An 11,854-nucleotide genomic window follows, 5' to 3' on the forward strand; every position below is an offset into this window, starting at 1 on the left:
AGATTGGATTGATGTAGTTATGGCTCAATCTCTTTTTTGTTTTCATTAAAAATAAATGGTTAAAAATATATCTCTTTGCTGAACCTAACCCTATCTAATTGTTCAAGAAAAGAGGTAAAAACATGAGAGCATATAAAGTAGAAAAAGATGGGTCACTTTCAACTTCACTAAAAGGAAAATCAGTTTTATCTACTTCTTATTTAAATAAAGGTTCTGCTTTTACTGAAGAAGAAAGAGAAGAGCTTCATCTGCAGGGACTTCTCCCTCCAACGGTTTTAACGTTAGAAGAACAGGCAAAAAGAGCATATGAACAGTTCAAAAAAGCACCGAATGATCTTCAAAAAAATAATTCGTTGAATGATCTACATAACCGGAACGTTGTCTTATTTTATCGTTTATTAACCGATCATTTAAGTGAAATGCTTCCCATTATTTACACGCCTACTGTAGGTCAATCCATCCAAGAATACAGCCATGAATACCATCGACCTGACGGACTATATTTATCCGTAAATGAAGCGGATCGATTAAGTGATGCGATTGAAAACTTAGGACTCGACGGCGAAGATATTGATTTGCTTGTTGTAACGGATTCAGAAAGTATTTTAGGAATTGGGGACTGGGGTGTAGGAGGAATAAATATTGCCGTTGGAAAGTTAGCGGTCTACACAGCTGCAGCGGGAATTGACCCAAGCCGCGTACTGCCTATTGTTCTTGACATGGGAACCAATAACAAAAAGCTTCTTGAAGATCCTTTGTATTTAGGAAATCGTCATGAACGAGTAAAAGGAGAAGACTATAATCGTTTTATTGCTCAATTTGTAAAAGAAATAACGACCAAGTTTCCTAAAGCGCTTCTTCATTGGGAGGATCTTGGGAATATTAACGCACGTCACATTATGAAAGAATACGGCGATAAAATTTTAACGTTTAATGATGATATTCAAGGAACCGGAGTAATTACTCTTGCAGCCGTTTTAACAGCGGTGCGCATTACAGGAACGCCCCTAAAAGATCAGAGGGTTGTTGTATTTGGACCGGGATCTGCTGGAATCGGGAATGCTGATCGTATTCATAGTTCGATGATGCTTGAAGGGCTGTCTGAAGAAGAAGCATATGATCGTTTTTGGGCATATGATTACAGAGGTCTGTTAACCGAAGATATGGAAGATTTAGCTCCTTTTCAACAGCCGTATGTTCGCCAAAATGAAGAGATTAAAGAATGGGAAAAAGACGATGAAAATAAAATTTCACTGTTGGAGCTTGTTAAGCAAGTGAAGCCAACGATTTTAATTGGAACGTCAGGCGTCACGGATGCTTTTACTGAAAAAATTATTAAAGAAATGGCAAAGCATGTAGAGCGCCCGGTGATTATGCCGCTTTCAAACCCAACTAAACTTGCTGAAGCTGTTCCGGAAGATATTATAAAATGGACTGAAGGAAAAGCCCTTATTGCAACGGGAAGTCCATTTGAACCCGTTGAATATAACGGGCACACTTATGAAATCGGACAGGCTAATAATGCGTTTGTGTTTCCGGGTCTTGGTTTAGGTGCAATTGTCGTTCGCGCTCAAAAGTTTACTGAATCTATGTTTGCAGAAGCAGCCAATGCAGTAGCGCGTATAGCAGAAACAGATACAAAAGGAGATACGCTTCTTCCCAACATTAAAGATCTTCAAAAAGTATCAAAGGCGGTTGCTGTAGCAGTTGCTGATGCTGCTGTAAAAGATAACGTAGCAACTGTTACGGAGCAAAATGTAAATAAACTTGTAGAAGCAGCGGTATGGCAGCCTGCTTATAAACCGGTTAAGGCAAAAAATGAATGAGGTGATGATAAATGAGCATAGGTCAAATTTTTCTCATTCTCGCGCCTATCTTTTTTGTCATTTTGCTTGGTTATTTAGCAGGGCACTTTAAAAAATTTGATAAGCAAACGTCTAAGGGGCTCAACACATTAGTAACGAAGTTTGCGCTTCCTGCACACTTATTTGTAGGTGTAACGACAACCCCAAGAAAAACACTCATAGACGAATGGCCGTTTTTAGTAACGCTGATTTTAGGAATCGTCGGGTTTTACCTCATTATATTGCTCGTCGTGAAGTATGCAGGGAAGCATACGTTAACTTCTTCTTCTATGTTTGCCCTAAACTCAGCTCAGCCAACGTTTGCTTTTATGGGCATTCCAGTACTCGGAGGATTGTTCGGTGCAGGCGCCGTAGCGATTCCAATTGCCATAACAGGCATCGTAGTAAACGCGATTTTAGATCCGCTGGCAACGATTTTAGGAACCGTTGGACAACGGGGGCGAAAAGAAGGGGAAGAGAAAACAAGTTTATTCAAAGTAACGGTTCATTCCATTTTGCATGGTTTATCTGAGCCTTTGGCATGTGTACCGTTAATTGGAGTGATTTTAACGCTTTGCGGCTTTCAGTCACCTAAACTTTTACAGGATATGCTTGATCAAATCGGAAGTATCACATCGGGAGCAGCTTTGTTTGCGGTAGGAGTAACGATTGGAATTGGAAAAATTAACTTCAGTAAAGGTGCGCTTGGGATCGCTGTCTTAAAAGTAGCGGTTCAACCCATCGTTATGCTCGGAATTGCAGTATGGATAGGATTATCTTCAGATGAAGTGACAAAAGCTATTTTGCTGGTAGCTTTTCCTGGGTCTGCTGTAGCTGCGATGATTGCTTTGCGGTTTGAAAGCTTGGAAAATGAAACGGCGTCTGCTTTTGTCATTAGTGCTATTTTATCGTTGATTACGCTGCCGCTTCTTATTTCTTGGCTTATGTAAATAAAAAAACGAAAGAGGAGAATTCCTCTTTCGTTTTAAGACGGATTAATAAGCTAATGCAAATAATCCTTTGATATGAGATAAGTAACGAACGTTACTTGCTTCTTTCATAAGTGATGCTGGTAAACCTTTTAATTGCGTTTTGTTTCCGCCGATTGTACCAATTGCATCTTTGCGTCCAAGACTTCCTAGTGTACCAGAGAAGACAGGAACGAATGATTCCATTGCTCCGCCGCGAATAGCTACTGCTAAGTTCACGCCTACAACTTCACCCATTTGCCAAGCTAATTGAGCAGTAGGTGGGTAAGGGCGACCTTCTGGACCCATTACAACCGCTGAGTCACCAGCAAGGAATACATCTTTATGAGATGTAGATTGTAAGAATTCATTTACAAGTGCACGACCGCGGTTTACTTCGATACCTGAGTTAGCAACTACAGAGTTACCTTGAACTCCGCCAGTCCATACCATTGTTTTTGTTTCAATTTTGCTGCCGTCTTTAAGTTCAACAGTTGTAGCATCCATTTTTGTTACAGGTGTACCAGTAACAAATGTAACGCCACGTTTTGTTAAGCTTGATTGAGCGCGCTCTACTAATTCAGCAGGGAAGCCTGGAAGAACTGTAGGAGCTGCTTCTACACAGTATAGAGAAATTTCTTTCGGATCAACACCGTGTTTTAGACATAGGCTTGGCATTAAGTCAGCGTATTCACCAACAAGTTCGATACCTGTTAATCCGCCACCGCCAACTACGATTGTACCGTCAGCTTTATTTTTTGTTTTGCTGTATTCAGCGATACAAGCTTCTACGTGTGCACGTAAACGGTTTGCATCATTTACTGATTTAAGAACGAAGCTGTGCTCTTCTAAACCAGGGATACCGAAGTAAGCAGTTTCACTACCTAAAGCTGTAACAAGGTAGTCGTAGCTTAATTTTGTACCATCTTCAAGAGATACTTCACGTTGATCTGGTGAGATTTCTTTTACCGTTGCAATTTTTAAATCAACGTTGTAGTTTTTAAGTAATTTATCAAGTGGTAAAGCTACCGCTTGTTCAGAAACGCCGCCTACAGCTAGACGGTGTAATTCTGTAATGATTTGGTGAGTAGCAAAACGGTTCACTACTGTAATTTTTGCTTCATCCGCACTTAGGTGTTGGCGAGCTGTCATTGCAGTTAATAAACCACCGTAACCGCCGCCTAAAATTAAAATATGTTTTGACATAGTCGATCCTCCGTCCACACTTTTTAATGAAAATTATTTTTGTTTTTCGTTTGTAATGTCTAAATACGCTTGTGCAAAGCGGAATAGTTTTTGAGCTTGTGGATCTTTAAGCATGCGTAATAAACCGAATAAACCGATTGAATTAGAAGCATTTGCTTCTGCACGATCGTTTGCTTCGATTGCAGTAGCTGCAAGACCTTTTACTGTTCCTTCTACCGGCTCGATAAATTCTTTTACTCCACCAAGTAGATCTTCTTTTAATACGTCGTCAGTTAATAATGATTGCGCAACGTCGTAAGTTTTTGTAAGCACCGTTACCATTTCAGATAATTTTGGTAAATTATCTACAAGAACAGTAAGAGCTTCTTGTACTTCAGGCTTTAACAATTGATCTAACACATCCGCTTGACCTTTGTTAACTGCCGCTTCTGTTTGTACAGCAGCATTTTCCTCTGCAGCTGATTTTTGAATAGTTGATTGAGACATGAAAAGTCCTCCTTTGCTGGATACTGTTGCATATGTAGTTCCTAGTTATCTGCTAGACTTTCAAACTACATTGTGAAGTTGTGAAATCTTGCACATAATTCTATTTTAATTTTAATACGAGATAAAATCAACTCATTTCGTTGAAAAAATAAGTGAAGAACCTCGTAACCCTTTGTTTAATAAAAGTTTATAAGAAATAAAGCCAATAATTGCCTAGGTAAATAAAATTAAAATAGGGAACTAACATGATTCCTCTTCCTACGATAAAACAAATAACGTCATATTTCAACACATACGAACTTAATATTCTATAAGTAGTAAAAAGATAGGGCGCATTTACTATTTAAAGAGTTTTCAAAAAATTACATTGACTTACTATAGCGTTCTACATATAATCAGAATATAACATCTTATGTAAGGAGATATAACATGGTTATAGTGGATGAACTTTATCATAATGTGATCATTACATTGCCTCAATTAAAATTAATTGAATTTATAATGAAGTTAAAAGAAGCTAAAGCACAAGAAATAGAAGATATAAAAACGAAAATTAGTAAATACGAAGAGAAGAAACGTGCTGAAGAAGCTTGGTATCAATCACTATCACCGTTTCGTAAATTTTTTACCGGGCGTCCTTTAAGTCAGCATCAAGCGGTCGAGTATATGGTATACGTAAAGGAACGCTTTAAAAAAATTGATCACCTTAAAGCACAAATGCGAGAACTTCATGAAGTTCTTGAATTAATAAAAGCGGAAAATGAAGAAACAAGTGAAATTACGCTTTCGCCTGCTATTGTACAAGAAATAAAACGATTAAAAAGCAGTGGAGGCGTTGGGATATGAGTGTTAATGAACTAAGTTTAGGGATAAATACAACGTGGGTCGTGTTAACAGCGGCGATGATTTTGTTAATGGAAGGCGGCTTTGCCTTGTTAGAGGCAGGTTTTGTCCGCTATAAAAATAGCGTGAATATTATTATGAAAGTATTCGCTGATATTACAATAGGAACGCTTTGTTTCTATTTAATTGGTTTTGGATTAATGTACGGTGATGATTTAGGTGGAGTTGTTGGTAAAAGCGGTTTTGCGCTCTCGGGTAATTTATCGCACCTTGACATTCCAATTGGACTTGAAACGTTTTGGCTGTTTCAATGTGCGTTTGTTATTGCGGTCATTTCTATCGTTTCTGGAGCGGTAGCAGAACGAATTAATTTCCGCGCATATCTTTTATATGCGATTTTGATGACTACATTTATTTATCCTATAGCCGGCCACTGGATTTGGGGAGGCGGATGGATTAGTAAGTTAGGGATGCTTGATTTTGCCGGTTCGGCAGTTATCCATGCTCTTGGCGGTTTTTCAGCTTTAGCAGCTGCAATAATGATTGGACCGAGGAAAGGGAAGTTCACGAAAAATGGAATCAGTTCTGTTTCTCTTCCAAGCAATTTGCCGCTTGCATCAGTGGGTGCTTTTTTATTATGGTTTGGATGGTTCGGGTTTAATGCAGGAAGTACGCTAAGTGCCACTGACGTTAGAATTGGTCACATTGCTATTGTCACAATGTTATCAGCAGCAGCAGGCGGAGCAGCTACTTTATTTTATACTTTATTTCGCTACAACCGTTCAGATGCACCTTCTGTAATAAATGGATCGCTTGCCGGACTGGTTGGCATTACGGCCGGGTGCGCTTTTGTTAACACACCATCTGCTATTTTTATTGGAGCTGTATCTGGCTTATTAATGATGGCAGCTACAAACTGGCTCGAAGCACGTCAAATCGACGATCCTGTAGGAGCTTTTCCTGTACACGCTGCTTCGGGAATATGGGGTACGTTGGCTGTAGGCTTGTTTTCTACAGACGGCGGTGTGTTTACCGGAGGGAGCTGGACGTTACTTGGCGTTCAACTTCTTGGGTTAATCGCTCTATGCGCTTGGGGATTTGTTACGACGTGGATAGGGTTAAAGGTTATTTCCTTGGTGGTTCCGCTTCGATCTACGGAAGAAGAAGAAGAAGTGGGCTTAGATATCAGCTACCACGGTATCATGGCAGCTCATCAGGCTCCTGAATTTATTGAATATGAAAACTACTATGCGGAAGTAAAAGAAAAAGCCGCAGATTCGTAATAAAAGGCCGCGCTTTATAACAAAAGGGCGGCCTTTTTATATGAAAAAAATAGATTTAAAATACTTGGTTTAAATGATTGAAAAGTCAGAATATTTGTGTTATATTATAAAAAAGCCAAGGAGTTGATTTCTTATGAAAAAGAATTTACTTAATTCACCGCAAAAATCCAACGGAAAGGTGCTTGATGCATTATTCGCTGAGATGATTTTAGACAAGGCGATTGCAGAATTTCGTAAAGCACAGCTAAAAGAAGAAATCGACCGCACGCTATTGATGAAAAATAAAGAAGAGTTTTTGAAACTCTCATCAGAACTTAAACAAATTTCTTAATTACTTACTATACTTCACACACCATCTATTTTTAGGTGGTGTGTTTTATTTTTGAGACCTACTAAAAGGGATTAATTAGTAATAATTATGAATATATTCCTATTTAAAACTTTATTTACATTAATTGTATTGACTTCTTTTGTGGATTTTTTTAACATAAACAAGAATTAAAGAGGAGGGGTTTGGTTGGGACATCTATTATTAGTAGATAGCTTGATTGCGGGTATTGTTTGCATTGTGTTAGGAATTTTATTTAGAGCTCATAAAACAAGCAAATTTTTGTATGGCATAGGGATTGTATTTGGTCTTATTTTTGTCATTGGGACGGTCACTCATTCTCCATCTAATACAGAAACTTCATCAGTTACAGCTGAGAAAGTAGAAGCAAATCAAAAAGACAGTAAAGACACATCAGAACTTAAAGCTCTCGTTACTAAGGGAATGACAGATAAGGAATTTCAAAAAGAAAAAGAGAAAGCCGCTTTTCAACAGTCAGACTTAATTGCGTTAGGTAACGGAGAAGTCGGATATGTGATCAAAGCTGAAGACGGTTACGTTGTAGCTGATACGAATGGCGAAACCATTTCAAGCGTTGAAACGTTTAAAACGGCTGATGAAGTAGAACAGTATGAATTAAATGAAGTTAAAAAAGTACATAAAGATGTAAGGACAGTTGATGCTCATTATACAGCTTCAGATTTAGAAAGCTTAGAAGATTTTGATCAAAAAATTAATGAAGTGCTGAAGCGCGTTAATCTTACAAAAAAGGAGTTTAATGAACTAAAATTAAAGGATGTTAAAACATTAACTTCTCATGAAATAGAAGTAATGAAGGCTATACGTGACTCTGTTTCACCCCTTACAAAAGATACGCTGCTGCAAAAAACGATCCCTGCTAAAGATATTGAAAAGTATGTAGATGGATCTTATACAGCAGTGGGAGGATATGTAGCTAAAGCTGAAGATGTTCATGATATTACTTCGTACAAAGATTTTGTTGAAAGCTTACGTTTAGATTACACCGATGGTTCAGGCAAAAGGCCGTTTCCTGAAGAAGGATCGACATACGGCGTAATCAAATTCAAATCGCAAGCGGTAAGCCATGTTGATATTCCCTACGGGACTGTGTTCGGAGGAAAAACAACAGACGGACCTCCATGTACGCTTAATGGGTTTACAGGATCTCGAAACGGGGAAACCGTTCCAGAGTTCAAATTTGATAACTATTATCCACCAGCAAACGGAGCGGAACTATACCAAGTGGTAAATGGGGAAGAAGTACTTTTAGCTACCTATGTGGCAGAAGAAAAACGATTTGTGCCAGCGGTTGCTAATCCAATGTAAAGGACTGGTTTTTTGTGATTCGAAAAGGTTTGTATGCAGCATATAATGAACGAGATTACGAATGTTATGAAACGGAAAACGGGTGTGTAAAGCTGATTAGCTATGATAAAGGCGATGTAGCAAATGGATTCATTCCATACAATGACACTACTTTCACAAAAGAAGTTCCTCGTGATGCTGTTGAAGAAGTGTTTTTTGTAGCTCCGTATGCTACTTATCAAAATGAAACGTTTGGTGTGTCAGATGCTTCTGATCGTCGAGTGCTTTTGACCACATCTGAAAAAGAAAAAGCTGATAAATATCATTTTCAACGAACGGATAAATATCTATACGAAAAACATGTGTTAAAAGAAGAAGTAAAGTTAATGGAGAAAAAAACTCCTTATCCATAAGACCCCATAATAAAAAGAGGATGCACTCGCATCCTCTTTTTATTTAATCAATTTTCTTGAAGTGTTTCTGTTCGTATTATCATTTGTACGAAGGAAGGTAATGCCAAGACCGATTAATCCTCCTACGATAGCAGGAACTACCCAGCCGAGACCCACTCCATACATAGGTAGAATGGATGTAAACAGATCGTTTACTGCCGCAATTTTGAATCCAGCAGCATTTAAGCCATCAAATAAACTAACGATAAACGTGAACAGAAGGCTTACTTGGTAAACTTCAGAACGTCCTTTAAATAAAGGATGTAAGAATGTTAAAGCAATTAACACAATAGCTAACGGATAAATAGCTGTTAAGACGGGAACCGAAATAGCGATTAATTCCGTTAAACCAAAGTTTGCTACAACGGCGCTGAATGCTGATAAAATGACAGCAATCAACTTATAAGAAACCTTTGGAAACAGCTTATGGAAGAAAGATGAACAAGATGTTACAAGGCCTACACTTGTTGTTAAACAAGCAACGGTAATCATCAGACCTAAAAGAATTCCTCCGTAAGAGCCGAAGTAGTAATTTGATACTTCAGCCAAAACCGTACCTCCGTTATCAAGACGTCCAAGCTCTGATACGCTTGAAGCACCCATATAAGACAATGCACTATAAATAAGAGCTAAAATAACGGCAGCAATAGCCGTAGCTTTTGCACAAATTGTGATGATTTGTCGGTTGGTTTTTGCTCCTTTTTCTTTAATTGCATTAATAATAATAATTCCAAAAACAAATGATGCTAGTGTATCCATTGTTAAGTAGCCTTCTTGGAAGCCTTTAAAAAATGAGTGTGTTGTATAAGCTTCGCTTGGTGCTTCAAATTTTCCAATTGGGTTCACAACGGCTACAACTACCAATATTCCAATAAACGTTAATTTAATAGGTGTTAAAACTTTTCCTACTAAATCGACAATTTTCGCAGGATTTAGCGAAAAAAAGCAGGTAATAGTAAAGAAAATTACCGTGAAAATGATAAGGGGAAGATGCCCTGGATTTTCTGATAAAAAAGGCTTAACGCCAATTTCGAACGAAACGCTTCCCGTTCTTGGCATCGCAAAAAGCGGTCCGATTGCCAAGTATAAAATCGTAGTAAAGATAATACCGAAAGCTGGGTGTACGCGACTAGCTAAAGACTGCAAATCCTCTTTTCCGGAAAAACCAAATGCGAGAACGCCTAGAAGAGGCAGACCTACACCCGTTACTAAAAATCCAGCGTTTGCTGACCAAATATTGCTTCCAGCAGACTGACCTAACATTGCAGGAAAGATTAAATTACCTGCGCCGAAGAATAGGGCAAAAAGCATAAAGCCAATAACCACTATAAATGAAAAAGGAACTTTGTTTGACACGTTAAAACCTCCAAAATTATAAATGCTTTTTATTATCGTGTTGAATAATTAAAATTTTCAGAATTTTATATTCGAATAATAAAAATAAACATGTATCGTATTATACTAACCTAAAATGCATATTTCAATATAAAATTTTATTTTTTTAATTTATTCGCTGAAATAGCAAAAATAGAAAAATACTTAGCAAAAAAATCTCAATATACAACAATTATTTGATATGATAAAACAGAACCGTGGCTTTTAAAAATTCGCATGTGCGGCCTTACATCCTTTTAGTAAAGAACTGTTTACATAAGGTGCTGTAAGGATGTATATTTATACACGGTTCGCGGAACCGCATATGCTCGATGGATGAAAGTCAACTGTGCGAAAGGAGCAAGAAAGTGAAAAGGTTAGGTCTAGCAACTCAGATTCTAATTGGACTGATTTTAGGCGTAGCTGTAGGTGCTATTTTTTATGGAAGCGATACAGCCATTTCTATTTTACAGCCGGTTGGAGACATATTTATTCATTTAATTAAGATGATTGTCGTACCGATTGTGATTTCAGCATTAATCGTAGCGGTCGCAGGAGTAGGCGATATCAAAAAATTAGGTAAGCTTGGCGGAAAAACAATTCTTTATTTTGAAATTGTTACAACCATTGCTATTGTAGTGGGGATTATTGCCGCGAACTTATTCCACCCTGGTGCAGGGGTTGATATGGGACATATTGAAAAAAGCGATATTTCTCAATATGAGGCAACGGCAAAAACGTCTGAAAGTACAGGCATTGCTCAAGAGCTTCTTCATATTGTTCCAACAAACGTCTTTCAATCGGTAGCAGAGGGCGATCTTTTACCAATCATTTTATTTTCCGTACTGTTTGGTGTAGGCGTAGCTTCGATTGGAGAGAGAGGAAAACCTGTTTTAGCCTTTTTTGAAGGCGTCTTGGATGCAATGTTTTGGGTAACTAATTTGGTGATGAAATTTGCTCCAGTAGGTGTATTTGCACTTATTGGTGTTAATATTATAAAGTTTGGTGTCGGATCACTTATTCCATTAGGAAAATTAGTGTTCGCCGTTTACTTCACCATGATTTTCTTTGTGCTTGTGGTTCTTGGAATTATTGCTAAAATGGCTGGAACAAGCATGTTTACGCTGATAAAAGTGTTAAAAGACGAGCTGCTTCTTGCTTTTACAACGGCAAGTTCAGAAGCCGTTTTACCATCTCTTATCAAAAAGATGGAAGACTTCGGTTGTTCTAAATCGGTTACATCGTTTGTTATTCCAACAGGCTACACGTTTAACTTAGATGGTTCAACCATTTATCAGGCGCTGGCATCGCTGTTTATTGCTCAAATGTACGGCATCGACCTTTCCATTATGGATCAAATTCAGCTCCTTCTTGTGCTAATGTTAACCTCAAAAGGAATGGCTGGTGTACCGGGAGCATCGTTTGTAGTTGTACTTGCTACACTTGAATCTATGGGCTTCCCTCTTGAAGGCATGGCATTTATTGCAGGAATTGACCGCATTCTTGATATGATGCGTACCACAGTTAACGTAGTAGGAAATGCTTTAGCTGCAATTGTGATGTCAAAGTCTGAAGGCGAATTTGATAAGCAAAAATCATTAAATTATACAAATGAATTAAAGAAATCAAACATAGCTTAAAACAAAACAAGCCGGGCAGCTGCCCGGCTTGTTTTGTTTGGAGCTGACTGTTATCTTTTTTGAAACATATGGTAAAATAAAAGAAATGAGAGACAAAGGAAGTG

General features: G+C 38.0%; 11 protein-coding genes. 8 read left to right on the forward strand and 3 right to left on the reverse strand.

Annotation, left to right across the window (positions count from 1 at the left end; genetic code table 11):
• Window positions 1-122 precede the first annotated feature (122 nt).
• Together AC0KUU_RS07145 and AC0KUU_RS07150 are read left to right on the forward strand one after the other, a co-directional pair.
• Complete coding sequence (locus AC0KUU_RS07145; RefSeq protein WP_322552101.1) at window positions 123-1,826, forward strand: NAD-dependent malic enzyme; 1,704 nt, start codon at window positions 123-125, stop codon at window positions 1,824-1,826.
• An 11-nt stretch (window positions 1,827-1,837) separates the two neighbouring features.
• The gene (locus tag AC0KUU_RS07150) at window positions 1,838-2,794 is read left to right on the forward strand and encodes an AEC family transporter (protein WP_043982913.1); all 957 of its coding nucleotides are present in this window, start codon (window positions 1,838-1,840) and stop codon (window positions 2,792-2,794) included.
• 45 nt (window positions 2,795-2,839) lie between these two features.
• Here AC0KUU_RS07150 and AC0KUU_RS07155 read toward each other — a convergent pair whose 3' ends face one another.
• Together AC0KUU_RS07155 and AC0KUU_RS07160 are read right to left on the reverse strand one after the other, a co-directional pair.
• Window positions 2,840-4,018 carry an NAD(P)/FAD-dependent oxidoreductase gene (locus AC0KUU_RS07155; RefSeq protein ID WP_013057328.1) on the reverse strand — a complete coding sequence of 393 codons (1,179 nt, stop codon included), beginning with the start codon at window positions 4,016-4,018 and terminating at the stop codon, window positions 2,840-2,842.
• 33 nt (window positions 4,019-4,051) lie between these two features.
• Complete coding sequence (locus tag AC0KUU_RS07160) at window positions 4,052-4,504, reverse strand: DUF1641 domain-containing protein (RefSeq protein WP_013057327.1); 453 nt, start codon at window positions 4,502-4,504, stop codon at window positions 4,052-4,054.
• Between the two features lie 429 nt (window positions 4,505-4,933).
• Here AC0KUU_RS07160 and AC0KUU_RS07165 point away from each other — a divergent pair, with 429 nt between their 5' ends.
• From AC0KUU_RS07165 to AC0KUU_RS07185, 5 genes are all read left to right on the forward strand, one after another.
• Complete coding sequence (locus AC0KUU_RS07165) at window positions 4,934-5,350, forward strand: hypothetical protein (RefSeq protein ID WP_043982911.1); 417 nt, start codon at window positions 4,934-4,936, stop codon at window positions 5,348-5,350.
• Window positions 5,347-6,630: an ammonium transporter gene (locus AC0KUU_RS07170; RefSeq protein ID WP_043982909.1), complete on the forward strand. Its 1,284-nt coding sequence runs from the start codon at window positions 5,347-5,349 to the stop codon at window positions 6,628-6,630. Before AC0KUU_RS07165 ends, AC0KUU_RS07170 begins: the two co-directional genes overlap by 4 nt.
• 133 nt (window positions 6,631-6,763) lie before the next feature.
• On the forward strand, window positions 6,764-6,961 hold the full coding sequence (locus AC0KUU_RS07175; protein WP_013057324.1) for an IDEAL domain-containing protein: 198 nt from the start codon (window positions 6,764-6,766) through the stop codon (window positions 6,959-6,961).
• 186 nt (window positions 6,962-7,147) lie between these two features.
• Entirely contained in the window at window positions 7,148-8,305 is a 1,158-nt protein-coding gene (locus AC0KUU_RS07180; RefSeq protein ID WP_043982907.1) for a hypothetical protein, read from the forward strand.
• Window positions 8,306-8,319: 14 nt separating this feature from the next.
• A complete protein-coding gene (locus tag AC0KUU_RS07185) occupies window positions 8,320-8,697 on the forward strand; it encodes a hypothetical protein (RefSeq protein WP_473451816.1) in 378 nt (125 codons plus the stop codon).
• Window positions 8,698-8,736: 39 nt separating this feature from the next.
• Here the strand turns inward: AC0KUU_RS07185 and brnQ are convergent, their stop codons facing one another.
• Window positions 8,737-10,092, reverse strand: a complete 1,356-nt coding sequence (gene brnQ / locus AC0KUU_RS07190; protein ID WP_043982904.1) for a branched-chain amino acid transport system II carrier protein — start codon at window positions 10,090-10,092, stop codon at window positions 8,737-8,739.
• A gap of 386 nt (window positions 10,093-10,478) precedes the next feature.
• On the opposite strand from brnQ, the gene AC0KUU_RS07195 reads away from it, so the two are divergent.
• On the forward strand, window positions 10,479-11,750 hold the full coding sequence (locus AC0KUU_RS07195; RefSeq protein ID WP_014459829.1) for a cation:dicarboxylate symporter family transporter: 1,272 nt from the start codon (window positions 10,479-10,481) through the stop codon (window positions 11,748-11,750).
• Window positions 11,751-11,854 lie beyond the last annotated feature (104 nt).

The organism is Priestia sp. ST2 (assembly GCF_055810735.1).

What these genes read in the sequence shown, in the direction of transcription:
- AC0KUU_RS07145 (WP_322552101.1), top strand. Translation starts at nt 123, where the DNA reads ATGAGAGCATATAAAGTAGAAAAAGATGGGTCACTTTCAACTTCACTA.
- AC0KUU_RS07150 (WP_043982913.1), top strand. Translation starts at nt 1,838, where the DNA reads ATGAGCATAGGTCAAATTTTTCTCATTCTCGCGCCTATCTTTTTTGTC.
- AC0KUU_RS07155 (WP_013057328.1), bottom strand. Translation starts at nt 4,018, where the DNA reads ATGTCAAAACATATTTTAATTTTAGGCGGCGGTTACGGTGGTTTATTA.
- AC0KUU_RS07160 (WP_013057327.1), bottom strand. Translation starts at nt 4,504, where the DNA reads ATGTCTCAATCAACTATTCAAAAATCAGCTGCAGAGGAAAATGCTGCT.
- AC0KUU_RS07165 (WP_043982911.1), top strand. Translation starts at nt 4,934, where the DNA reads ATGGTTATAGTGGATGAACTTTATCATAATGTGATCATTACATTGCCT.
- AC0KUU_RS07170 (WP_043982909.1), top strand. Translation starts at nt 5,347, where the DNA reads ATGAGTGTTAATGAACTAAGTTTAGGGATAAATACAACGTGGGTCGTG.
- AC0KUU_RS07175 (WP_013057324.1), top strand. Translation starts at nt 6,764, where the DNA reads ATGAAAAAGAATTTACTTAATTCACCGCAAAAATCCAACGGAAAGGTG.